22 protein-coding genes are annotated in these 24,274 nt (G+C 66.9%); 17 read left to right on the forward strand and 5 right to left on the reverse strand.

The annotated features are described in order from the left end of the window. Positions 1–4: 4 nt before the first annotated feature. A complete protein-coding gene (locus WEG36_02090) occupies positions 5–2,836 on the reverse strand; it encodes a TRAP transporter fused permease subunit (protein MEX1256384.1) in 2,832 nt (943 codons plus the stop codon). Between the two features lie 525 nt (positions 2,837–3,361). Here WEG36_02090 and WEG36_02095 point away from each other — a divergent pair. Continuing rightward, positions 3,362–4,177: a hypothetical protein gene (locus WEG36_02095; protein MEX1256385.1), complete on the forward strand. Its 816-nt coding sequence runs from the start codon at positions 3,362–3,364 to the stop codon at positions 4,175–4,177. Here WEG36_02095 and WEG36_02100 read toward each other — a convergent pair. Beyond that, a complete protein-coding gene (locus WEG36_02100; protein ID MEX1256386.1) occupies positions 4,159–4,308 on the reverse strand; it encodes a hypothetical protein in 150 nt (49 codons plus the stop codon). The two genes, WEG36_02095 and WEG36_02100, sit on opposite strands and share 19 nt — an antisense overlap. Positions 4,309–4,486: 178 nt before the next feature. Here WEG36_02100 and WEG36_02105 point away from each other — a divergent pair, with 178 nt between their 5' ends. The 8 genes from WEG36_02105 to WEG36_02140 all read left to right on the forward strand — a co-directional run bounded on the left by WEG36_02105 (position 4,487) and on the right by WEG36_02140 (position 15,167). After that, the gene (locus tag WEG36_02105) at positions 4,487–4,810 is read left to right on the forward strand and encodes a PadR family transcriptional regulator (GenBank protein MEX1256387.1); all 324 of its coding nucleotides are present in this window, start codon (positions 4,487–4,489) and stop codon (positions 4,808–4,810) included. A 209-nt stretch (positions 4,811–5,019) separates the two neighbouring features. After that, complete coding sequence (locus WEG36_02110; protein MEX1256388.1) at positions 5,020–7,425, forward strand: ADOP family duplicated permease; 2,406 nt, start codon at positions 5,020–5,022, stop codon at positions 7,423–7,425. Between the two features lie 100 nt (positions 7,426–7,525). Next, positions 7,526–8,257 carry a hypothetical protein gene (locus WEG36_02115; protein MEX1256389.1) on the forward strand — a complete coding sequence of 244 codons (732 nt, stop codon included), beginning with the start codon at positions 7,526–7,528 and terminating at the stop codon, positions 8,255–8,257. Beyond that, complete coding sequence (locus WEG36_02120) at positions 8,254–9,612, forward strand: DUF1800 domain-containing protein (GenBank protein MEX1256390.1); 1,359 nt, start codon at positions 8,254–8,256, stop codon at positions 9,610–9,612. The genes WEG36_02115 and WEG36_02120 overlap by 4 nt, the downstream gene beginning before the upstream one ends. A gap of 2 nt (positions 9,613–9,614) precedes the next feature. Next, a complete protein-coding gene (locus tag WEG36_02125) occupies positions 9,615–10,787 on the forward strand; it encodes a DUF1501 domain-containing protein (protein MEX1256391.1) in 1,173 nt (390 codons plus the stop codon). Between the two features lie 319 nt (positions 10,788–11,106). Next, a complete protein-coding gene (locus tag WEG36_02130; protein MEX1256392.1) occupies positions 11,107–12,810 on the forward strand; it encodes a HAMP domain-containing sensor histidine kinase in 1,704 nt (567 codons plus the stop codon). Then, entirely contained in the window at positions 12,807–13,502 is a 696-nt protein-coding gene (locus tag WEG36_02135) for a response regulator transcription factor (protein MEX1256393.1), read from the forward strand. The genes WEG36_02130 and WEG36_02135 overlap by 4 nt, the downstream gene beginning before the upstream one ends. Positions 13,503–13,637: 135 nt before the next feature. After that, positions 13,638–15,167, forward strand: a complete 1,530-nt coding sequence (locus WEG36_02140) for a TolC family protein (GenBank protein ID MEX1256394.1) — start codon at positions 13,638–13,640, stop codon at positions 15,165–15,167. Positions 15,168–15,263: 96 nt separating this feature from the next. On the opposite strand, the gene WEG36_02145 is transcribed toward WEG36_02140, so the two are convergent. Next, complete coding sequence (locus WEG36_02145) at positions 15,264–15,860, reverse strand: PadR family transcriptional regulator (protein ID MEX1256395.1); 597 nt, start codon at positions 15,858–15,860, stop codon at positions 15,264–15,266. 144 nt (positions 15,861–16,004) lie between these two features. Here WEG36_02145 and WEG36_02150 point away from each other — a divergent pair, with 144 nt between their 5' ends. Beyond that, a complete protein-coding gene (locus tag WEG36_02150) occupies positions 16,005–17,249 on the forward strand; it encodes an RsmB/NOP family class I SAM-dependent RNA methyltransferase (GenBank protein ID MEX1256396.1) in 1,245 nt (414 codons plus the stop codon). 112 nt (positions 17,250–17,361) lie between these two features. Here WEG36_02150 and WEG36_02155 read toward each other — a convergent pair whose 3' ends face one another. Then, positions 17,362–18,165, reverse strand: a complete 804-nt coding sequence (locus WEG36_02155; protein MEX1256397.1) for a SprT family zinc-dependent metalloprotease — start codon at positions 18,163–18,165, stop codon at positions 17,362–17,364. Positions 18,166–18,457: 292 nt separating this feature from the next. Between WEG36_02155 and WEG36_02160 the strand changes: the two genes are divergently transcribed. The 5 genes from WEG36_02160 (at position 18,458) to WEG36_02180 (ending at position 22,544) form a co-directional block, all read left to right on the forward strand. Continuing rightward, positions 18,458–18,607 (forward strand): hypothetical protein, encoded by a 150-nt coding sequence (locus WEG36_02160; protein MEX1256398.1) that lies wholly within the window; start codon positions 18,458–18,460, stop codon positions 18,605–18,607. Positions 18,608–18,778: 171 nt separating this feature from the next. Beyond that, positions 18,779–19,621: a DUF3014 domain-containing protein gene (locus WEG36_02165; protein MEX1256399.1), complete on the forward strand. Its 843-nt coding sequence runs from the start codon at positions 18,779–18,781 to the stop codon at positions 19,619–19,621. 117 nt (positions 19,622–19,738) lie between these two features. Next, entirely contained in the window at positions 19,739–21,790 is a 2,052-nt protein-coding gene (locus WEG36_02170; protein MEX1256400.1) for an ABC-F family ATP-binding cassette domain-containing protein, read from the forward strand. A gap of 113 nt (positions 21,791–21,903) precedes the next feature. Then, the gene (locus WEG36_02175) at positions 21,904–22,146 is read left to right on the forward strand and encodes a type II toxin-antitoxin system HicA family toxin (protein ID MEX1256401.1); all 243 of its coding nucleotides are present in this window, start codon (positions 21,904–21,906) and stop codon (positions 22,144–22,146) included. A 23-nt stretch (positions 22,147–22,169) separates the two neighbouring features. Then, positions 22,170–22,544, forward strand: a complete 375-nt coding sequence (locus WEG36_02180; protein ID MEX1256402.1) for a type II toxin-antitoxin system HicB family antitoxin — start codon at positions 22,170–22,172, stop codon at positions 22,542–22,544. Positions 22,545–22,688: 144 nt separating this feature from the next. Here WEG36_02180 and WEG36_02185 read toward each other — a convergent pair whose 3' ends face one another. Next, positions 22,689–23,087, reverse strand: coding sequence for a nuclear transport factor 2 family protein (locus WEG36_02185; GenBank protein MEX1256403.1), 399 nt, complete (start codon positions 23,085–23,087; stop codon positions 22,689–22,691). Between the two features lie 452 nt (positions 23,088–23,539). On the opposite strand from WEG36_02185, the gene WEG36_02190 reads away from it, so the two are divergent. Further along, positions 23,540–24,007, forward strand: a complete 468-nt coding sequence (locus WEG36_02190; GenBank protein ID MEX1256404.1) for a PIN domain protein — start codon at positions 23,540–23,542, stop codon at positions 24,005–24,007. Beyond that, positions 23,994–24,167: a hypothetical protein gene (locus WEG36_02195; GenBank protein ID MEX1256405.1), complete on the forward strand. Its 174-nt coding sequence runs from the start codon at positions 23,994–23,996 to the stop codon at positions 24,165–24,167. Before WEG36_02190 ends, WEG36_02195 begins: the two co-directional genes overlap by 14 nt. The last annotated feature ends 107 nt before the right edge of the window (positions 24,168–24,274 follow it).

Genomic DNA, 24,274 nt, shown 5'->3' on the forward strand with positions numbered 1-24,274 from the left:
CGGTTCAGGGCGCGGGCGGGCGGAGACCACGTTCCTCCAGCCATTCGATGGTGGCGGGGTGCAGTGGAATCAGGGCGCGGTCCAAGTCGGCAAAGTCGATTTGCCGGACGATTTCGTTCACCTGAATGAGCCGATCCTGCTCGTCGTAAAGGATGTCCAGGACGAGCTTCACGACTTCGGAATCCAGGTCCACGGGCGCGACCAGCCAGTTCATCTCCGCGATCGTGGGCACGTCCGCGTCCACCCCGCGGTACGCGCCGGCCGGCGTCACGGTGGCGAAGAGGTAAGGACGCTCGCGGATGAGCGCGTCGATCTCCGGCCCCTCCAGGGGAATGAGCTTCGCCGAGCCTGTCGTCGTGATCTCCATGATACCCGCGGCCGGATACGCCACCGGAACGATCGCGATCGCGATCGTCCGGTCCCGGATCGCCGCGGTTGACTCGTTGATCGTGAGGTAACGCTCCTCGATGTCGTCGTAGGTGATCCCGTAGGCCTCGAGAAGCACCCGCACGAACTCCTCCGCGCCGCTCCCGGCGGCCCCGACCGAAACCCGCTCACCTCGGATCTCGTGCAGGCTCCTGATCTCGGAGTCCGGCGGCACGACCACGGTGACGGGATTTGGCCAGAGTGGGGCGACGATCCGGAGGTTCGGGACCGGCTGCGGGAACTGCTCCGTTCCTCCCTCGTACGCGGAAATGATCGTCGTCGTCATCGAGAGAGCGAGGTCGATCTGCCCCTGTTCCATTCGCTTGATGTTCTCGACGGATGCCGCGGTGACCTCGGCCGTGTACTGGCGATCCGGATCGCGCGCGGAAAGGCGGCTCGCGAGCGCGCCACCGATCGGATAATAGATCCCGCCGATGTTTCCCGTCCCGATGCTGAGGAAGCGGTCCGAGTCACCCGCCTCGCACCCGGCCTGAGCCAGTGTCGTCAGTCCCGCGATCGCGATCAGGGCCACACGCTTCATCTTCCCGCCTCTGAAAAAAATGAGGAGCATCAGGCCGACTCCGAAGAGATCCGTGATCGGCTCCGGAACGAGGAGAACGATCGCCGCACCCGCCAGGACGGCGCGCTCCCACCACCGGAGCTCGGATCGGAGGTACCCCATCGCCGCCGCCGCAAGCGCCGTGACCCCCAGCGTCCCCGTGAGGACCGCGATGAGGATCTCCGCGACCGAACCCTGCATCAGCAGGGGCGGCCCGTAGACGAACATGAAGGGAACGATGAATCCCGCTGAGGCCAGCATCACCGCGGTGAGCGCGGTCCTCATCGCGTTGGCTCCGGCGACCCCGGCCGCCGCGAAGGCGGCGAGCGCCACCGGGGGCGTCACGTTCGACATGCAACCGAAGTAGAACACGAAGAGGTGTGCGGCAAGGAGGGGAACTCCGAGGTCCACGAGGGCTGGTGCCCCCAGCGCGGCGAGGACCACATACGCTGCAGTCGTCGGCAACCCCATCCCGAGGATGATCGAGGCGAAGGCCGTAAGCACGAGCGCGATCGGGAGCTGCCCACCGGAGAGGGTCACGATGAGATCCGACATCCGAAGCCCGATCCCCGTGAGCGACGCGATCCCGACAACGATCCCGGCGGTGGCGCAGGCGGCGGCCACCTGGACCGTGCTCGCCGCCCCGGTGATGAGAAGGTCTCGAATCTGGCCGGCGCGTAGGCGGGTTTCCGTGCGGAGGAAGGTGACGCCGACCGCGGAGGCGACCCCCCAGAATGCCGCGCGCATCGGCGAGCGCCCGAGGGCGAGGGCGATCACGATCACGACGACGGGAAAGAGGAGCTGGATCCGAGGGAGGACCGGGGCCGCCCGTTCCAGGTCGGTGGAGCGCGCATCCAGCCCGCGCTTCGCGGCCCGGAACTGGATCATCATCACGAGCGCCACGTAGTAGAGGAACGCCGGGATGATCGCCGCGACCGCGACGGTGAGGTACGGGATGTTCGTCCAGGTCGCGAGTATGAAGGCGCCCGCGCCCATGACCGGAGGCATGATCTGCCCCGCCGTGCTCGCGGCCGCTTCGATCCCCGCCGCGAAGTGCGGCTGGAATCCCGCCTTCTTCATGACGGGGATCGTGAGCGTCCCCGTCGTCACGACGTTGGCGACGGCGCTACCCGAGAGCGATCCCATGAACGCGCTCGCGACCGTCGCCGTGATCGCGGGGCCACCGCGGAGCCCCCCCGCCACACGCGCGGCCAAGGTGATGAGGAGGGCGCCCCCACCCGCGATCTCCAGCACCGTCCCGAAGAGGACGAAGAGATAGACGAAGTCGGCCGAGACTCCCAGCGGAATCCCCCAGATCCCATCGAGCGAGAGGTAGAGCGTCTCGAGGATACGGGGGAGCGGATACCCCCGGTGCGCCAGAATCCCGGGGAGGTAGGGCCCCGCCATCCCGTAGACGATGGCGAGGAGCGCTACCGTGACGAGTCCCCACCCCGTCGCGCGCCTCGTCAGCTCGAGGAGGGCGACGACCGCCATGGCGCCGAGGGTCAGGTCGAGGGGGGTCGCCGCCCCCACCCGATTTACGAGTTCCTGATGCCCCGTCACCAGGTAGACGCAGCTCACCACCATCCCGAAGGCGAGCGCAGCGGAGACGGTCTTCTTCAGAGGCGACTCCGCGGCCCACCCGCCACGAGTCCCGAACATCACGCCGACCCCGAGGAAGCCTAGGAGCGACATGAGGGCTAGGTGTACCGGCCGCTGAACCAGCGCGGTGAAGGCCCCGAACCCGGCGGCGTAGAGGTGGAACCCCGCCGCTCCGGCGGCGATCGCCAGAATGAGGATCTGGATCGCCGATCGCCCGCTGGAAGAGGACTGCGGTCCGGGTTCGTTCACGGTGGGAAGCGCCTCTCAAGGGTGAGAAGCGCCCCAACTTAGGGGGGGCGTGGCCCGGACGCCACGCGACCGCGGGCCCCGGGAAGCCGACCTGGAAAGGCCGGATGCCGCATTCCGCAGCCGTCAACCCGCGACCTCCTTCCGCGCGTCATCGCAACGGGTGAAGTCCTCCGAATCGAACCACTCGGTGCGCGAACAGCGCCCGGCTTCCGGGTGAGTGCGGCGGGGCCGCCCAATCTTCGCCTCGAAGGTTAGGAGGGCGGTTGAAATCCTCTAACCTTCTCCGGCTCGATTCCCCCATCTCCAAACTCCTCCCCGGCAAGCTCACGCACGGTATCCAACAACTGGCTTCGATGTGGTCGCGATGAACGACGATTCGATGCTCCCGGCGTCGTTCCCGGGCTCGTCGCGCTCGCGCTCCTCCGGGCCGCGGCCCGAGCGCACGGGGCCTCGTTTCATGTCGGGGTCCGTTCGCCCGATCGGTGCGCGGACGGGTTCTCCGCGACTTCCGCGCTCGCCGGAAGCGTGCATCTGTTCGTCGATCTGCACGCGTGCGGACTCCACCGAACCCTGGGGCTCTCCGATCATCCGGTCGTCCTGGGCGGGTTCTCGGCGGACGCACTTCTCAAGGGATTCTACGCCTCGGCGAAGCGGAGCCCCGAATCGAGGAAGGGATGGGAGGGCGGACCGCTCCGTACGGATCTCTTGGACGTGGTCCGGGAGAGGAGGCGCGATCACCGTGAGCTCCTGCGGAAGGTGCGCCCCGGATCCGCGGGCGAGGAGACCATGCTCTGGCCGTTCTCGATGCGGCGGGCGGGGGCGCACCACGACGGGAACCGCCGGCTCTTCCCCACCTGGGAAGTATTCCACTCCACGGGAGTTCTGGACGTCGCCTCGCGCTCCCCGCTCGGATGGAAGCGGAACCGGAAGCTCTTCCTGAGGGCGGTTCGTCCGTTCCTCGCGCGGACTCGCTTTCTCCCGCACACGTCGTCACTCCGGTTTCCCGGTTTGCCTCGGCCGGTCAGCCTCGCAGTCGCGCTCCCACCCGGCCTCGCTCGGGGAGGGATGTCGCTGGTGCGCGGGGGTGGGCGGAGCCACGGTCCCTGGCCCAGCATGTCGAGACTTGCGAACACGCTGGCGTCGCGGGAAAGGGGCGCGACCGTCGAAACACCCGACCCACTCCTACGCGAACTTTTTTCGGGAGAGGCGGAGGCGGTCGAACGGGAGGTCACCGGGTGGCACGTGCTCCATCGGCTTGCGCTCCTTCAGTTGCGGCAGGTGATCGGGCTGGGGACGGGTCCGTTGTCGGACCCGGTCCTCCCTCAGCTTCCGCGCAGGTAGACGGCGAAGAACTTCTCCTCGAAGAGGTCGAACTCCCGCGAGCGCGTGAACTCCACCGCCGCCAGGAAGTATTCGGCTCGGGCCTCCTCCACCGCGTAGACGAGGCCGGTCGGACCGACCGCTCTCGCCATCGCGTCTGTGGAGTCGTTGCTCGCCCCTCGTGAGGAGGCGGATCCCACAGGCTGGTTCGGCAATTGATTGGCGTGGCATTGCCTTCGGCTACCTTCCCCACCATCACCTTTGTCTCATCCCCAACTTCTATTACTATGACAATTACGGACTAATGCGCGGGACGGCACGGGAGTGGACATGGGACACGCGGGCGAATTCGAGTTACTAACTCTACTGGCGATCGCCCAGTTGGGGGATGACGCGTACGGCGTCACCCTGCAAAAGATCCTTGAGACGCGGACGTCGCGCTCCGTCACCCTGGGAGCGATCTACAAGACGCTCGGACGTCTCGAAGCGAAGGGGCTCGTCGACGTCACCGTGGCTCCCCCGACCGGGGAACGGGGCGGACGGAGGAAGAAGATGTACCGCCTGACCCGCGATGGTCTCTCGACCGCGCGTCGCTCGCTCGCGGATCTCCGGCAACTGACGGAGGGGCTCGAGTTCGCCCTCGACATCCGATGACACCGACGCCCGCGAGGAACCAGCCACCGACGTTCGTGCGCCTCGCTTTCCGCGTTCTCGTCCCACGGGAGGCGCGGGAGTTCTACCTGGGCGACTTGGAGGAGAGTGGTCGCCGCTCATGGTTGAGGGAGATCGCCGCCGCCGCCGCGATGCGACTCTCCCCAAGGTCTCACCTACCCACATCGCTCACTCACCGGAGATCCGCACCCATGCTTCATCATCTGAGAGGCGACTTTCGCCTCGCCCTCCGCCGTCTCGTGAAGACTCCTGCCGCGAGTCTGACGGTCGTGAGTGCCCTCTCCGTCGGAATTGGACTCTGCGCGGTGATGTTCAGTTCGATCGACGGGGTGATCCTCCCTACTCCGCCGTTCGAAGCGGGTGACCGGGTCGTCCGGATGTGGCGATCCGACGCTTCACCGGTCTCGATGGAGACCTACCGGTACTGGGAGGAACGCCAGCAGTCCTTCGACGGCTTCGGCCTGGCGGAGGACCTCGCGGTCAACCTGGCCGTCGAGGGCCGGGCGACCGAGCCCACGCGCATGGCCGCGATTTCGCTCTCCACACTCGATCTCCTTGCTGTGGATCCGGTCATCGGACGGCCCTTCGCCGCCTCCGATGCCGTTTCGGGTGCCCCTCCCGTCGCCCTCATCGGCTACGACGCCTGGCGCACCGGATTCGACCTGGATCCGGGCGTTCTCGGGCAGGTGATCCGGCTGAGCGGCGAGCCGGCGGAGATCATCGGCGTGATGCCCGAGGGCTTCGGCTTTCCCTGGAGCCAGGAGGTGTGGACGCCTCGACCAGACGCGGCGTTTCGCCCGGACTGGAACCCGGAGCGGCTCGTGATCTTCGGGATCGTCCGGGAGGGTGTCTCGATGGAAGCGGCCGCGGCGGAGTTGAATGCTTTGGACGAGCAGCGGCCTCGCCCGGCGACGGAGCCCACCGCGACCCCGGTCGAGGTCCGGATGTTCACGGACATCATCAACCCGGCCGGCCGGTCGCATTTGCTCGCGGGTCTGATGCTGGGCGTTGCGTTCCTGGTGCTTCTCGTCGCCTGCGCCAACGCGACGAACGTGCTCCTGGCGTGTGCCTCGGTCCGTTCGCGCGAGGTTGCGGTTCGGTCCGCGCTCGGTGCGTCCAGGTCCCGGATCGCCTTCCAGTTCTGGGCCGAGGTGTCCGTGCTTGCCCTCACCGGCGCGGCGGGCGGCGCCTTTCTCGCGGCGGTGGGCGCCCGTCTGATCCGCAACGCGGTCGGAGCCGTGGAAGGCATGCCGTACTGGGTCGACTTGCGGGTAGACCTCCCCGTGCTCGCATTCGTCTCCGTCGCCGCGGTGGTGGCGGCGGTCCTGGCCGGGGTCCTCCCTGCCCTCTTCGCCTCTCGCGCCAACCGCCACGAGCTCCTCAAGGACGCCTCACGCGGATCGTCGAGCCGCCGGCTCGGACCGATGATGGGACGCCTCATCGGGGCGGAGATGGCGGTCTCGCTCGTCCTGCTGGTCGCGGCCGGTCTCTTCGTTCGAAGCGCGCTGAACCTTCAGAGCTACGAGTTCGGCTTCGCGCCCGAGGGCGTCTACCTGTCCCTCGTCACCCCGCCCGAAGGCCGATACGACACGCCGGGTGGACGTGCCGAACTGGCCGCGCGTCTCGAGGAAGCGCTCGGGGCCATTCCGGAAGCGTCGTCCGCCACGGTCACGACCTCGGTCCCGGCGATCGGCGGCATCCGACGCTCCGCGGCCGTGGAGGGCACGCACCTCCCGGCAGAGATGGGCTTGCCCCTCGTCCGGTACATCGCGGCCACGCCCGGGTTCTTCCGGACCTTCCTGGCGCCGGTGGCGAGCGGTCGTCCGTTCGACTCGCGAGACCGAGCGGGCAGCCCTCCCGTCGCGATCGTGAGCGCGGCGTTCGAGCAGGAGCATCTCCCGGAGGGTGCGGTCGGACGTCGCATCGCCCTTCCCGAGGAAGCGGGTCAGGAAGAGTGGCTCACGGTCGTGGGGGTCGTACCGGACCTTCTCGCGCCGGGCATCCAGGCGGAGGGAACGCGGGGCGTCGTCTACGTCCCGTTCGCGCAGGCGCCGCCCACGCGCTTCCAGATCGCGGTCCGTTCGCGGACGACCGCGAGTGTCCTGGCGGTACCGATCCGACAGGCGGTGGCGACCGTAGATCCGGACGCCGCCCTCTCCTTCATGCGGCCGATGGACGACGCGATCGAACAAGCGAACGCGCAGTACGCCTGGCTGAGCGCCGGCTTCCTCGTCGCGGGTGGCCTCGCCCTCGTCCTGGCGGCGATCGGGCTCTACGGGGTGATGGCATTCTGGGTTACTCAGCGCACGCGCGAGATCGGCGTCCGCATGGCGATCGGCGGCGGGCGCGGAACGATTCTGGGCTTCGTTTTCCGCCAGGGAATGCGACCGATCGTCGTCGGACTCGGCTTCGGCCTGCTGGTGGCCCTCCCGTTCGCGTGGACCCTCCGGGGTTCCCTCCTTCGAGTGGCGCCCTTCGATCCCCTCGTGTTCGGAGTGGTCCTTGGAACGCTCGTCGGCGCCGGCCTGTTCGGCTGCGTACTACCGGCGTTGCGCGCCACGCGGGTGGACCCGTTGACGGCGCTGTCGGCGGAGTAGCCTTTCACGACCATAGACCCCGGCAACCCCGGAAGTCTGGGACAAGGGCAACCTTATGGCTTCGGAACGCGTCGAATCGGTTAGGAACGCAGGAGAAGACGTGGGGACCGGCCAGATCCAGGAGCTCCGGATCGAAACGCCGCGAACCGCGCGGGTGGCCTACCTGCAGTCCGGGCCGCATCCGGTCGAAGCAGTCTGGACTCTTCTGCACGGTTACGCCGAGTCCGCACCGGGCTTTCTCCGGCGAATGGCCTCCGCGGCCCGGCCGGGAAGACTTCTGGTGGCTCCGGAAGGACTCTCCCGCTTCTATCGGAACCCGGAAGCCACGGGCGCCGGACGGGGAGGCGGAGTCGGCGCGAGCTGGATGACGCGCATGGAAAGGGACGCCGAGATCCGGGACTACGTCCGGTACCTCGATCGCGTCGCACGAACGATGGAGGGCCAGGTCCATGTGTCGCGACGAATGAATCACGGGACGGAGCGGAATTCCGATTCCCCTTCGACGCCCTTGCTGCGAACGGTGCTCGGCTTCTCACAGGGGGTGCATACGGCCGCCCGTTGGGCCGTCCTGGGACGGACCCGGATCCACCGCCTCATTTTCTGGGGTGCGAGCCTGCCGCCCGATCTTCCACCCCCCGCGGTGGAACGTCTGAAGCGAGCGAAGGTCGTTCTCGTGCGCGGCGAGTCGGATCGGCTGCGGCGTCCGGACGAAGAGGAGCGCGACGAACGGTGGCTCGAGGAATCGGAAATTTCCTACCGGATCCTCACCCACCCGGGGGGACACGAAGTCGTCCCCGACTTGCTGGAGAGATTGCAAGGAGACGTCGAATGAATGAAACGCTGAGGGCACTCAATCGCTTCGGGCTGGGCGCCCGCGTCGGCGAGCCGGCCCGCGTGCGCGATCCCCGGACCTGGCTCCTTTCCCAGCTCGATGCGGGCCCGCCCACCCTCGAGGACCCGGGCCTTCCCACCCTCGCCGAAGCCGGTGCGGCCTTCCGCGCCCAGCGCCAGGGGCTCGCGAATCAGGATCCCGAGGAACGGCGCATGCAGCTCGCGACCTCCCAGCAGGTCCGGCAGGCCGAGATCGGAGCGGCCCTGAACCTGCGGGTCACCACCGATCGGCCCTTCGTGGAGCGGCTCGTCGCCTTCTGGTCGAACCATCTCTGTGTCTCGATGGCGGGTGGACCCCAGGTCGCCTCCTTCGCCGGCCACTACGAGCGGGAAGTCATCCGCCCGCACGTCCTCGGCCGCTTCACGGACATGGTGCTCGCCTCCGCGCGCCACCCGGCGATGCTCTTCTACCTCGACAACTTCCAGTCCATCGGGCCCGAATCGCAGCAGGCGCGGGCCGCAGCCCGGCGCCAGGGTCGGGAACGAGGGCTCAACGAGAACTACGCCCGCGAGCTCCTCGAGCTACACACCCTCGGGGTGGACGGCGGATACGCGCAGGCGGATGTCGAGGCGATGGCGAAAATCCTCACGGGATGGACCCTCAGCGGGGTTGGACCGGCCGCGGCTACCGAGCCCTTCGGGTTCTCCTTCCGCGCCATGACACACGAGCCCGGGACCAAGACCGTCCTCGGAAAGGAGTACCGCCAGGCCGGCCTAGCCGAGGGGGAATCGGCAATCCGGGATCTTTGCGCGCACCCTTCCACTGCCCGTTTCGTTGCAACGAAGCTCGTCACTCATCTTGTCTCCGACGTTCCGCCCGTGCCGGCGGTGGACCGGGTCGCCTCCGTCTTCCGGGAGACCGGCGGCGACCTGAAGGCGGTCGCGGCCTCGCTCGTCACGCTCGAGGAAGCATGGGATCCGGAGCGGCGAAAGTTTCGCACGCCGCAGGACTGGCTGGTCGCGATGCTCCGCGCCGGCCCGGCGCGCCAGGTCCCACCCGTCCTCGCGCAGGGGCTGAATCAGCTCCGCCATCCGCTTTGGGCACCATCGTCCCCGAAAGGATTCGGGGACATGCTGGGCGACTGGGGGGATCCCGACGGGCTGATGAACCGCGCCGAGCTGGCCCGCACTGCCGTCCAACGCATGGGGCGCGCAGGGGTGGACCCGGCCCGCCTCGTCGAAGTCATGGATCTTCCGGTTGACGACCCTCTCCCGGCGCTCCTCGCCGACGCGTCCATCCCGGCCGATGAACGGCTGGCGCTGGCCTTCGGCGGGCCCGCCTTCCAGTGGAGGTGACCATGGATCGCAGAACCTTCATCCGCGGGATGTGCCTCGGCGGGCTCGCGACCTTCGCGGCGCCCCTCGTGACTTTCGCCCAGGTTCCCGGAAAGGGACGCTTCGTTTTTGTCCTCCTGCGCGGGGGCTTCGATGGCCTCGCCGCCGTGGTGCCGATCGGGGATCCCGGTTACGCCTCGCTTCGAGGAAGCATGGCCTTTTCGTCGGGAGAGCTCGTGGCGCTCGCCGACGACTTCGCGCTCGCCCCGGGGCTCGCTCCTCTCAAGTCCTTCTGGGACGCAAACGAGCTCGTGGCGGCCCATGCGATGGCGATTCCCTACCGGACGCGCAGCCACTTCGACGGCCAGGCGGTGCTCGAAACGGGGCTGGATCGCCCGGCGGGCGCCTCGGACGGCTGGCTGAACCGCCTCCTTCAGGTGATGGAGGGTGAGCGGTCCGGAATCGCCGTGGCGGCGGGCCTCCCGCGGTCGCTCTCCGGCGCCCACCCGGTGCTGACCTGGTCCCCCGCGGAGTTGGGGTCGGTGGAGGACGCATACATCGAGCGTCTCCATCTCCTGTACCAGCGGGACGAGCTCCTCCACGACCGTTTCGAAGCAGCGCTCCAGCTCCAATCGCTCGGAGGAGAACTGGAGATGGGCGACGCCATGGCCGCGGGACGCGCGGCCGGGCGGATGTCGCCGATCATGGGCGCCGTCGCCCGCTTCCTCCGCGATCCCCTCGGGCCGAATGTCGCCGCCGCCGAATTCAGCGGGTGGGACACACATGCGAACCAGGGGATGGCGGGAGGGTCGCTCGACCGCCTCCTCGGCCAGCTCGCCGAATCCCTCGTCACCCTCCGCACGGAGCTGGGGGAGACGTGGGCCGACACGACCGTCGTGGTCATGACGGAGTTCGGCCGAACCGCTCGGCCGAACGGGACGGGCGGCACCGACCACGGGACCGCCGGCGCCGGATTCGTGCTCGGACCCCGAGTGTCCCGAAGCGCCATCCTCTCCGATTGGCCGGGGCTCGGCTCCCGCGACCTTTACGAGGGTCGCGATCTCCGCCCCACTCTCGACACGCGAGCTCTCCTCAAGGCCGCAGTGCAGGGGACCTTCGATCTCACGGCGCCACAGTCGGACCGGATCTTTCCCGATTCGGAAGTGATCCGCCCGGTGAGCGGGCTCATGGCCTGACAAGACCCGCGTCCTCTTTCCCCGCGGCCGCCCCGCAGACCCCTCCTGAACCGCCCTGAATAACCCCGTCCCGGACGCCAACCGGGACGGGGTCCCTGCCGCGCCGGACCCTTTGTGTCCCAATGGTTCTCGCCCCTCTGTGAGGGGTCTCTGACATGCCCCGCACAAAAGTTGCACGCCGCGTGAACGCTCCGGCATTGCCCCCACTGAGCCGGAGTCATTACGGTTCGAGCGTGTATCATAGGGCCGACTCGTCCCTTTCCCCGGGCTTTGGGGATTCGGGAAGCGAGATTCGGCCGAACAGCGACGGGACGTGCAGGTGAGACCTTTCCCAAATCTGCCACGCGGGCCCTTCCGGGGAGCGACCGCCCTCGGGGTGTTCCTCCTCGCGACCCTGGCGCTCGCGGGGTGGCTCGGGTACCAAGCGCTCGACGCGGCGGCCTCTCACCGGAGGACCGCGGAGGCCGTGCTCCGCGACTACGCGGGAATCGCGGCAGTCGAGCTCGCGCGGGTGGGACGCTCAAACCTCGACGATGTCCTGGACGACGTCTTCGACCCGATCTCCCGACGCGTGCGCGTCGGCAACCGCGTGCCTCTGGAGCGGATCGCGCTCGAGATGGACGACGCGATGGACGAAGAGCGCTGTCCGTGCCCGGGCTTCCGCTCGCCTCTCGCGGTCTTCACCCTGGACCCCGGCGGAATTCTCAGCACGCGCCCCGACACGCTCGCGCCGGAAACGCGCACCCTCATCGTGCAGACTATGCGCACGCTCCAGCCCCCTTCGGGAAGGTCCGCGACGGGGATCCTCATCACGGCGACCCCGTCGGCCCAGGATCGGCCGCTCGCGATCGGATACGTCGTCTCCGAGGACGCGCCCGGAATCGCCGACCCGACCTTCGGCTTCCTGATCCGCGCCGAGGCGCTGGGCGAGCTCTTCGAAGATTGGTACGAGGGGCGCCGCCTTCTTCCGCAACCGATCGCGGGTGACCAGCCGAGCGACTCGATCCTTTTCGTCACGGTCGAAACCGCCACCGGCGCCCCGGTCTTCGCTTCCCCCACGGCTTATCCGACCGAGCTCAGCGCGACCAGCGACCTCGGGCCCGAATACGGCGGCCTCGTCGTGCGCTCGGCGATCCGCCCGGACGCCGCCTCCCAGCTCATCATCGGGGGGCTCCCCAACTCTCGGCTTCCGCTCCTCGCCGCGCTCCTCCTCCTCACGTTGGGGATCGGGATCGCCGCGGTGATCCAGCTGCGACAAGAGCAGAGCTTCCAGACACTCCGCGAAGATTTCGTCTCGGGTGTGTCCCACGAGCTCCGCACGCCACTCGCGCAGATCCGGATGTTCGCCGAGCTTCAAGAGGCCGGCAAACTTCGCAAGCCGGAAGACCAGGCACGCGCCATTTCCGTGATCCACCGCGAAGCCAGGCGCCTTAGCCATCTCGTGGAGAACATCCTCCAGTTCTCGAGACTCCGGCGCACCGCGGGTCGCGTCCTTCCGCGCGAAAGACTCGACTTCGCGGAGGCGCTCGAGGACGGACTCGACGCAGTCACCCCCTTGCTCGAAGAGCGTGGCGATCGCCTCATCGTGACGGCCCCTCGCGGCCTCTCCGTCCACGGGAATCGGGACGCCATCACCCGCATCGTCGTGAACCTGCTCGACAACGCCGTGAAATACGGCCCCGCCGGGCAGACCGTCCGCGTCGGAATCGACCGGGTTGACGGCGCGGCCCGTCTCACCGTCTCCGACCAGGGACCGGGTGTGCCCCCGGGCGATCGCGAACAGGTCTGGAAGCCTTACCGCCGCCTGGAGCGCGACGTAAAGGCGCGCCTCCCCGGCACCGGGATCGGCCTCTCCGTCGTCTCCGAGCTTGCCAGCCTGCACGAGGGACGCGCATGGGTCGAGGACGCGGAGGGAGGGGGCGCCCGATTCGTGGTCGAGCTTCCGCTCGCACCGGCGGAGGCGAGCCCGATTGACGCGACCCCGGCTCCCGCGCTGAGGGTCCCGGCGGGAGGGCGTGCATGACCAAGATCCTGATCGTCGAAGACAACGCCGACCTCGCCTTTGGCCTCCGCCGGACACTCGAGTTCGAGGGGTACGACGTGGAGATCGCCGAAGACGGCCCGACCGGCCTCCAGGAAGCGCGCTCCGGCGAAGCCGAGCTCGTCCTCCTCGACCTGATGCTCCCCGAGATGGACGGATTCCGCGTCCTTCGAGAGCTGCGGGGTGGGGGCTCGCGCGTCCCAGTCCTCGTGCTCACGGCACGGGGCGACGAGTCCGACATCGTGATGGGCTTCGACAGCGGCGCGGACGACTACGTGACGAAGCCCTTCAGCACGCTCGAGCTTCTCGCCCGGGTCAGGGCTTTACTTCGCCGGGGAACCCCCGAGGGGGACGCCACCGACGGCGGAGATGGCCCCCTGGGATTCGGTGACGTCGCGATCGACCCGGAATCTCGGACCGTTCTCAAGGGGGGTGAGCCGGTTTCCCTCACTCCGAAGGAGTTCGATCTCCTCCTCACCCTCCTGCGACGCCGGGGGGGAGTGGCCTCGCGGAGCGATCTCCTCGATGAAGTGTGGCGTTACGCAAACTCAGAAGTGATGACCCGAACCGTGGACACGCATGTGGCCGAGCTCCGCCGGAAGCTGGAGAATGACCCGGCGCACCCACGGCACATTTTGACCGTTCGGAAGGCCGGATACCGGCTCGATGTGTGAGCAGTGTCCGCCCCGTTCTCCAGACCGACACTACGAGAGATGAACCTTAGGAGGAAGCGAGAGATGAGGAACGATTCGCGAAGCCCCACACCTGAGAACTTCCAACGCAGGGGGGACCGACGCTCCCGGGGGCCCATGGCTCCCGGCCTCCTCCTCCTTGTCGCCGCGCTCGCCTTTCCCGGCCCGACTGCCGCCCAACAGCAGGTGGCCCAGGGCGGAGAGCCGCTCGAGCTCACCCTTGAGCGGATGGTCCAGCTCACCATGGAGAGCAGTTATCAGGTCCGCTTCCTCGACATGGGGATCCAGCAGCGGAATCTCGGACTCCGGGCGGAGCGGGCGAGACTTCGTTCGAGCGTCTCGCTCGACATGACCGTCCCGACCTTCCAGTCCGTTTCGGAGGAGGAGTTCGACTCGCAGCTCGGCCGCAACATCATCGTGCGGGAGAATTCCCGGCGCTGGGAAGCCCAGCTTTCCGTCCGTCAGCCCATCATCATTCCGTGGCTGGGTTATCCCACCAACGGATACCTCTCGCTGAACAACCGCGTCTACCGCGACACGCAGATCGATGAAGATGGCGAGCACAACCTCACGTACTACAACCGATACTTCATCCGATACACACAACCCCTCTTCCAGCCCAACGGGCTCAGGAACAGCCTGGAGCAGGCGGAGCTCCAACTCGAGGACGCCGAGATCGACTATCTGAACGACGTCATCGAAATCGTGGACAACGCCAGCGACGACTACTACGAGCTCTTCGAGGCGGCTTACGAGGGCGTGATCGGCGCGGCATACGTTCAGAACCTGGAACGCGCCGCGAGTCTGGCGCAAACGCTCATCGCTGCGAATCCGGGGCGGAGCATCGAGCTGAACCAGATCAATGTGGAGCTCGCGAACGCGCGGGAAGACGTCCAGAGCGCCGCGACCGACTTCCGCCTCCAGGCAGCCCAACTCCGTACGCGGCTGAATCTCGCCGAGGGGACGCCGATCACTCTCACCCCGGTGATCGATCTCCAGCCGGTGTCGGTAGACGTGACGCGCGCCACCCAGTTCGCGATGGAGCTCACGCCGCGCCTCCGCCAGCTAGACATCCAGCAGCGCGAAAATGAAATCCGCCTCGACGAGCAGGAAGGGCGGAACGCCTTCCGCGTGGATCTCGAGTTCACGTACGGGCGCGAGATGCGAGACGAGCTTTTCGGTCAACTTTGGGACGAGCCGAGCAACACCTATACGATCGATGTGAACGCCTTCGTGCCGATCTGGGATTGGGGCGAGAGAGAGGCGCGGATCGAGAGCCAGAGAATCAACCTGCGGCGGACCGAACTCCAGATGGAACAGGCGCGAATCCAGATCGTGTCCGACGTCGAGAATCAGGTACGAACGCTCGAAGAGCTCCAGGCTCGCACGCTCACGATGGAGCAAAACCTCGGCCTCGCCGCGAGTATCTCCCAGGAAAGCCTCGAGCTCTATGCCAACGGTACGATCACCGCGCTCGACCTATTGCAGAGCCTGCGGCGCGAGCTCGATACGGCGGAGAACTTCCTGGAGGCCTACACCGGGTGGCGCGGTTCGCTGCAGCGGCTCCAGCGTCTGACCTTCTGGGACTTCCAGGCGGATGTCCCCGTCGTCGATCGCTACGGGATCACGGTGGCGACGCTCCAGTAGAATCGGAGGGCGGGCGCCGGATTCGCTCCGGCCGCGCTGAGTGCAGTTACACACGGAGGGGTCCGGCGGGGAACGCCGGATCCCTCCGTCGCCTTTTCAGGATTCCGGCGCCGCGCCGCTCTTCGTCGAGGGTACGAGTTCCTGGATCTTCGTCGCCGTTTCCTCGAGAATCTCGACGATGCGGCGGGTGAGCGGATCGTTTGGCCCGTGGCGCCATGCCTCCTTGTACGTCGAGGCCGCCACACGCGCAAAGGCCCGGTTCAGGTCGGCCATCGCCCCCCCCGCGAAGTCCCGAACCGTGTCGCGGACCCGGTCGAACATGTCGTCGATGGTCTCCCTGTTTTGGTCGAGGAAGGCCTCCCCCTCGGGCGTGATGTGATACACCTTCTTACCGTCCGCCTCGACGACGCGCACGTACCCCTGGTCCTCGAGGAGCTGGAGCGTGGGATACACCGTCCCCGCGGAAGGTGTATACCAACCGGCGAAACGCTCCTCTATCTCCTTGATGATCTCGTATCCGTGCCGCGGTTTCTCGCGAATGAGGCGGAGAAGGACGTATTTCATCTCGCCGGATTCGAAGATCGGGCCGCGCCGTCGCCTCGGCCCCCACTCACGGTTCCACCGGCGGGCCCACCGGTCGGGGTCGAGATCCGCGAAAAGATCGCTGAACCAGTCATTCTTACGGGCGCACATGGGAGCCTTCCCCGGAATGGATGTGGCACATAAGATATATCGTACGATATTGCGCACGACTGGTCAAGATATATCGCGTGGACTGGGGAGTGCGGCCCCTTATCACCATTACCCGGGGGCGCTCACGCCGGTCAGAGGCACGCAGTGAGCCTCGTCACTTCGCAGCGGGAAACCCTTCTCCGGCTCACCGCCACGCTTCGACCTCATTTCCGGACCGACCGCACCCTTCCCTCCCGGATCCGGGCGCTCCTATCCGGCGATCGGCGCTTCGGCTCACGGGATCGGCGGCTGTACCGGGAGCTCCTCTTCACCACGGTGCGATTCCTTCCTTGGCTGGAGGGACTCCTCGACACGGACCCCGCTCGCGCCGCCGCGACGGTCGCCTGGCTGTCCGCAGAGACTCCCGCTACCCGCGCGTTCCGCGCCGAGCTGACCATCGGATTCCCTCCAAAGGCGGAGGACCTCTTCGAGCGCGCCGCGGCGCTCGGCCGAGAGGTTTCTTCCCTGGTTCCCGCTTGGCTCGCGGCCGAGTGCCCTGCCGCCCTCGCCCCGGAAGAGATGAACGCGCTCCACCGCCGCGCGCCCCTCTGGCTCCGACTGCAGGCGGGCGACGCGACCGCGTTGGCCCGGGAGATCGGCGACGCCGGAGTCCGGCTCAGCAGCTGCGCGGTCCTTCCGGAGGCGGTACGCGCGACGACGCCGGACGACGCGAGCGAGGCAGACCTCACACGGACCGCTTCATATCTCCACGGCGACTTCGAGGTCCAGGACCTCGGCTCGCAGATGGTGCTCGCCTCGCAGGAGATCCTTCCCGGGGAACGCTGGCTCGACGCCTGCGCCGGCGCGGGCGGGAAGACGCTCCAACTCGCGTGCATGTTGGGCAAAGAAGGAAGGGTGGATGCCTACGACGTCCGTTCCAGTGCCCTGGATGAGCTCGGGGAGCGCGTCGCACGCGCGGGACTGGAGAACGTGCGCACCCTCCGCGAGCTGCCCGGCGGCCCTGCCGGCGCGGCCGGCTCGGAAGGATACGACGGCATCCTCGTGGATGCGCCCTGCAGCGGATCGGGCACCTGGCGACGTGCGCCCCACCTCAAGTGGCTCACGACGCCGGACGACCTGATCCGTCATGCCGAACGCCAGAGACATCTCCTCGCGGCCTTTGCGCCGATGGTGCGGGCCGGCGGAAATCTCCTCTATTCGACTTGCTCGCTGGCCCGGACTGAGAACGAGGAGGTCGCGAAGTCCTTCCTCGAGACGCATTCCGATTTCGAGCCCCTCCCGCCGGCCCGCGACTTCGGGTACGATTCGGGCGCTCCCGGTCTCGCGATTCTCCCGGCCCTCCACGACACGGATGGGTTCTACGTCGTCGCGCTCCACCGGGCCCGCTGAATCCTCGACCCTCAACAGCCGAACGTCTGCGACGCCTCCGGAACTCGGTGCGCTGACTCCTCGCGGCCGCGATCGTGATGCTCCCCGCGCTGCTCGTCCTGGGAAGCCGTGCCTAGGCCGCTGCCGGAGCCCAGGCGCCCAGAGGAAGCCGGGGAACGCGAGTGGCGTGTGCATCGCCCGGAGCCCGGCGTCGAATCGGTTCCTCTGCGCAGGCCTTCTCGTTGCACCCCGCGTAACGGGCCCAGCGCCGCCATCCGGGACCGTGGCCGATCTTTCCGTCGAAGAGCCACTCGGCCCCGTGGGCCATCTCATGAACGAGCGTGTCAATGCGCTCCCTCCCATTCCCCTCGAGCATGAGGTCCACGTTCAGCGCGAGCTCCACGATGTAGCGTATTCCGTTCCGCACACCGGGAACTAATTGGCCGACGCGCGTCGTCATCCGGTTGCTCAACCGGAGCGGAATGTCATCCGGAAGCCGCCCGTCGAATCGCGTGCGATTCAGATAGCGATAGAGTCGGCGGAGGTAGACGCGCTGCTCGGAAGTTCCGCAACACGGTCCCGCCTGATCGAGGCGACGCCGACGCCGCTCGTGTCGCTTTCCAAAGGGATCTCTCCGCAACCGATGCTCGCGTCGCACGCGACGCAACTCGAGCTCGAGTCCGTCCCAACTCCGCACCTCCTCCGCCGCCGCGCGGTACGCCGTCGTCCCCTGACGCGCCTCTCTGGCGATGACGGCGAAGTGATCCATGAGCTCGAGCGGAGCCGTGCGGTACGCAACGTGCAAGTTGAGCACGGTGCCACCCTGCGTGAGCGACCAGATCGTGCTGCGGTTCGGGCGAAAGCGAATGCGGCGAAGGCGGCGAGCACCACGACGATGGAGGAGCGTGAGCACCTGTTTTTCGCTTCGTGCCGCCATTCTTGCCCGCCACACCGGGTACATCGGAAGGTCAACGCGCCGCTTGGGAAGTGCGCATGATACAGCGCGGATCGGCTCCGCTCAAGTGCTGATCGGGACGTCTTTCCGGACCCTTTTTCCGGGCGCTCGGCGAGCCGGTCTAGGACCCCTGTATCCTGTAGGTTGAAGGGCGAGGGCTACGACATGTTGCGGTCCGTGAAACAAAACTCTTGCGAATCCGTTGAGACCTGCTACAAATAGAAGTGCAGTTCTTGTTGAGGGTTGCACGTACCCGCCACCGACGGAGGTACCAGTGGCCACGAAGAAAGCAGCGAAGAAGAAGCCCGCAGCGAAAAAGAAGCCCGCAGCGAAAAAGAAGACCGCTGCCAAGAAGAAGCCCGCTGCGAAGAAGAAGGCAGCGAAGAAGACGGCCGCCAAGCGCGCGCCGGCGAAAAGGAAGTAAGAAGGAAAGGAAGGACGCAGGACATACGAGCCGCCGCGCAGTGCCACGGAGGACGTGGTTCGGTGCGGCGGCTCGCGTGCGTCCGGGAACCCGGGTCCGTCTCTCGGGGAAGAACGAGATGAGCAGGACTCGCGACGAGAAGGATCGTCTCCCCGGACTGGATGGCCCACGATGCAAGATCTTGGCGATCCCCACCAGAGCAGGTCCGGTGGACCGTCCCCGCTCCCGACCCTCGGCCGGCGGCGCCGTAGCGCGAAGGGCCCCAACTGGGGCCTCGTGGCTCTCCTCCTCGCCGTGGTCGCCGGTGGCATCTGGGCCCTGACCCGGTTCCTGGGAGGACCCGAAGACTCTTCGCTCGCGACCGCGCCGACCGACACTCTCACGGCTCCCCCGGAAGACTCGCTCGACGACGTGCCGCCACTCGACCTCCCCGAGCTCGGGATGAGCGACGCGCTTGTGCGGAGGCTCGTCGCAGGGCTCTCGGCGCGCCCCGAGCTCGCCCGCTGGCTCGTCACGGACGATCTCATCGAGCGATTCGTGCGGGTCATCGTGGACCTCGCCGGCAGCTCCACTCCCGCCGCAAACGTTCGCATGATGACGCCGACCGAGCCCTTCCGCGTGCAGGAGTCCAACGGTCGCCTCACGATCGCGCCGGAGAGTTACGCGAGGTACAACGCGATCGCGGCGACCTTCGCTTCCCTCGACACACGGGGAACGGTCCGGCTCTATCGCCAGCTCCTCCCCCTCATCGAAGAGGCTTATGCGGAGCTCGGGATTCCCAACGTGACGTTTCGGGAAACGTTGACGATGGCGATCCGAAACATCCTCTCCGTGGAGATACCCGAGGGGTCCGTACAAGTCGTCGAGGACGAGGCGGTTTACATCTACGCCGATCCCGCGCTCGAGGCACGCCGGGGCCTCGCGAAGCAGCTCCTTCGCATGGGTCCCGACAACGCACGACTGATCCAATCGAAGACGCGCGAGTTGGCGGCCGCGCTGGGGATCGAGCTTTAGCCCCAGCCGACCGACGCACGGCGCGGCAATGCGCCGCGCGCCCCCGCCCCAGCCGGCACCCTCCCCGATGCCCGAACCCGGTACCGGAGTGCGCGTATCGGCCGTTAGATTGGCCCCATGATTTCGGCTTCGAACCTCGAAAAATCGTACGGCGACCGGGTACTCTTCACCGGGGCGACCTTCCAATTGAACCCCGGCGAGCGGTACGGGCTCGTCGGGGCGAACGGCTCCGGCAAGACCACCCTCCTCGGAATCCTCGCCGGGGACGTGGACCCCAGCGCCGGGAGCGTCTCGATTCCGAAGCGCGTCCGCTCCGGGGTCCTTCGCCAGGACCAGTTCCTCTACGAGGAAGAGTCCGTCCTCGGCGTGGCGCTGATGGGGAACCGCGAGCTCTGGGCAGCGATCGACGAGAAGGAGAGGCTGCTCCGGGAGGCGAGCGCGGGAGCGGAGGTGGATGGGCACCGCCTTTCCGAGCTCGAGGAGACCATCCAGCACCTCGACGGATACACGGCGGAGTCGAAGGCCGCCGAGATCCTGGAGGGGCTCGGGATCCCGGCGGAGGTGCATCAGAACCCGATCCGCACCCTGTCCGGGGGATTCAAGCTTCGCGTCCTCCTCGCGCAGGTCCTCGCCGGGAGCCCGGACGTCCTCCTCCTCGACGAGCCGACGAACCACCTCGACATCCTCTCGATCCGCTGGCTCGAGAATTTCCTCGCCGCGTTCCGGGGCCCCGTCGTCGTCATCTCGCACGACATCCGCTTCCTCGACAACGTCGCCACGCACATCCTCGACGTGGATTACGGGACGGTTCGATTGTACCACGGGAACTACTCGGCCTTCGTCGTCGCGAAGGCGGAGGAGCTCGATCGGCGTGAGAAGGAGATGGCGGGACGCGAGAAGGAAGTCGCGCAGCTGCAGCTCTTCGTGAGCCGCTTCAAGGCGAAGGCCTCGAAGGCACGCCAGGCCCAGAGCAAGGCGAAGATCATCGAGAGGATGGCCGGCGAGATCGTGGACCTTCCCCCCTCTTCCCGCCGCTGGCCCACCTTCCGCTTCGAACCGCTCCGCGACAGCGGAAAGGAAGTCCTCGCCGTGAAGGGGATCCGGAAGGCCTTCGGCGAAAACGAAGTCCTACACGGGGTGGACCTCACCGTGGACCGCGGAGACCGTCTCGCCATCCTCGGACCGAATGGGATCGGAAAGTCCACCCTGCTCAAGATCCTGATGGGACGCCTCCAGCCGGACGCCGGCGAGGTGAAGTGGGGATACGAGACGCACGTCGGGTATTTCGCGCAGGATTTCCGTGACGAGCTCGCGGGCGAGTCGGGGACGGCGGAGGAGTGGCTCTGGGCCCGGTGTCCCGGGAAAGACCGCGGGTTCGTGCGAGGGAGGCTCGGCCTCGTTCTCTTCTCCGGGGAAGACGGGCTCAAGAAACTCGAATCGCTCTCCGGCGGGGAAGCGTCACGCCTCGTCTTCGCGCGGATTGGGCTCGAGCGCCCGAACGTCCTCGTCCTCGACGAGCCGACGAACCACCTCGACCTCGAGTCCATCGAGGCCCTCGTGGAGGCGCTCTCCTCCTATCCGGGAACCATCGTCTTCGTCTCGCACGACCGGTGGTTCGTGAAAGAGATCGCGACGCGAATCGTGGAGATCCGGCCCGGCGGGATCCGCGACTACCGGGGCAATTACGAGGAGTACGTGGCCTGGTGCGGAGACGACCACCTGGACCACGAGAGCGTCGTCCTCAAGGCGAAGCGCGAAAAGAAGGATGCCCGGCGCGAGGAGAAGGGGAAGTCCAATGGGGCCCAGGCCGGGGGAAACTCGAAGGCCGGAGGTGGTGGGAAACCGGACAGCGCCAAGAACCGGAGCGGCGCGAAGGCCGGAGCGGGTGGGCAGGCCGGAGGCGGGGGGCAGGCGGGAAGCGGTCGCCCGAAACCGTCGGGCAATCCCCGGGAGCTGGAACGCCGCCGCGACGACCTCACCGCGAGGATCGAGGCCGCGGAAGCCCGCGTCGCGGAGATCGATGCGCTCTTCTGCGAGCCCGGCTTTTTCGAGAAGATCCCGGGCCATGAGCGGCGCCGCCTCGAAGGGGAGCGGGAGGAACGCGCCATGGAGGCGGCTCGGTTGATGGCGCGCTGGGAAGCGCTCGAAGAGGAGATTGCGGCGAGGTAGCGCCCGGTTTCACGAAGGAGGGGCTGGCGCTCGCGCTGGGCGGTGGAAAGCCGCTGTTAGAATGCTGCGCCGCGCGACTTGACGGCGGCGATTTGGTACCGTACGATGGTACCATGCTCCCCGAAGAGGCGGTTCTCGAGCAGATACGGCGCCTCAACGGCGGCCTGCATTGGAAGAAAGTGGAGAAGCTGCTCCGGGCACTTGGGGCCGAGGTGTATGAGGGCAAGGGTTCGACGGTGACGTTCGTTCTGGACGATCGGAAGCTGACCGTCGACCGACCGCATCCGAGGAAGGAGTGTGGCAAAGGGCTCGTGAAACGACTGCGCGGCTTCCTTTCCGAGCTCGGCCACATCTAAAGACCGTGACGGAGGATGAGTAGATGATCGACTACAAGGGATACACGGGAGTCTTCGAGTTCGACCCTGAGCTTCGGCTCTTCGCAGGGCATGTCGTCGACCTACGCGACGAGATCTACTTCGAAGGTGAGTCGGTCGAGGAACTCGAGGTCTCCATGCAGCGTGCCGTCGACCATTACCTCGAAGTCTGTGAGAGCCGAGACGAGGCGCCCGAAAGGCCGTTCTCGGGGAAACTGAACATGCGGCTCGGGCCGCAGCTACACCGGGCTGCTGCGACAGCGGCAGCTGCCGAGGGCCAGAGTCTCAACGATTGGCTGAAAAGGGTTGTGGCGGACGCGGCCCACATTCCTGCGAGGAAGCCGGTGCGGCGACGTACGTCCAAGAAGGCGCCGGCCTAGAAGCGTCTTCAGGCGGCTCGGTGGGCACTTGAGGTGTTCTAACGTCCCGGCGCGTAAGCTGTGCGCCGTGGTCATGAAGAGTTCACCGGCGACGCCCACCGCGCCAGCTTCACGCGCCTGTTAGAACGTCGACCGCCTGCAACTTTAGGAAGAACTGGCTCCGTCGGAGTTGGCAATATTGCGGTACAGCCTCCATTCCCCGGCGTCACCGCGCCGCCAAAGATGGATGTACTTTCCTCGGTCCGAGAACTCTCCCGCCGTGAACTGATACCGCCCGACTTCGACGACGAGCGCGCCCGCGGCCTCGAGGCTTTCCGGAACGAGCTCGAGCGCGTCAAGAGCCGGGAATCGAGTATAGAAGGCGCGGATCGCGTCATGCGTTGTCAGCGCGGGAGCGCCGGCGGGCATGCAGATTGGTTCAGAGTCGAACGTCGCGATAAAGCGATCCCAGTCCTGGTCCAGCGACGCCTTCACGAAGGAGTCGAGGGCCCTACGAATCGCTGCCTCATCCTCGGGGCTCACGATGGTCCGGTTCGCATTCATGGATTCCCCCTCCGAGCCGACTTCAACGTTCTAACATGATTTAGACGGGTCCTCATAACTCCGATTCCTTCCGAGAAGCCACCCATCGGGAAGGTATCCCGTACCCTGGTTCCGTCGGCGAGATCGACCATGTTACCTACCCGCCTCCGGTTTGCTGTTGCGCCTCGGGCATCACCTGCGCCCGCCAAAGGCGGGTGACTGGTGCATGCCCTCGTTAGAATGCTGCCCACCCATCACCGCTTGGTCGGCTCCCACTGGGTCAGGTCCTCGCACCCTCTTAACCAAACGGTGACTCGGGGTAACGTCTAGGGTTGCCGATGTGCCGAAGGCATGTCCCGGAGCGAAGCAGAGGGCGAGGGCGCGAAGCGCAGCGGCAACTCATTGTTACGCGGCATCCCGCGAAATCGTAGAATACTGGCGGGGAGGGTGATCGTGGCCTTACTTGGGCAGGCATGAAGCGGCAACGCGTTTACTTGGACACGTCTGTCATCGGCGGCTGCCTCGATGCCGAGTTCGCGCCGTGGTCAAATGGTCTGTACCGGGACTTCCGCGAAGGCCATTTCCTACCGGTGGTCTCGTACGTCGTCGCCGCCGAGCTCCTACCCGCTCCCCGACCGGTACAGGAGAAGTATCAGGAGTTGCCGGACCTCAAGACGGAAGTTCTGACGGAGTCGCTGGAAGCCTGGGCGTTGGCGGAGAAGTATCGAGAGCATCGCATACTGCCTGAGTCCTTTACGGCCGATGGGCTTCACATCGCACTAGCCACGGTGGCAGCGGTGGACCTCTTGGTGAGCTGGAACTTCAAGCACATCGTGCGGTTCGATAAGATTCGGCAGTTCAACGCCGTGAATCGCGAGGCGGGTTACAAGGAGATCGAGATCTACTCTCCGCGGGAGGTCACCAGGCATGAGCAGCGCTGAAAGCCTCAAGACAGTCGAGATGGTGCGCGAGATCCGTGATCGCCATCACGAGCTGCTGAAGGGGAAGTCACCGGAGGAGCGTGACCGCTTCTACCGTGAGCAGGCAGCCGCCCTGTATGAGAAGCTAGGTGTTCGGGAGAAGGCGGAGAAGGGAGCGTAGGCAGGGCGTTCGAGGTCACGCGACCTCGTAGGGTGCGGAACGCCGCGTAACAACCGGGTACCGCCTCCGCTCACTACGTTCGCTCCGGAGAACACGGCTCGCGTTGC

This window comes from Gemmatimonadota bacterium (assembly GCA_040882465.1).
Classification (GTDB): domain Bacteria; phylum Gemmatimonadota; class Gemmatimonadetes; order Longimicrobiales; family Gaopeijiaceae; genus JBBEBG01.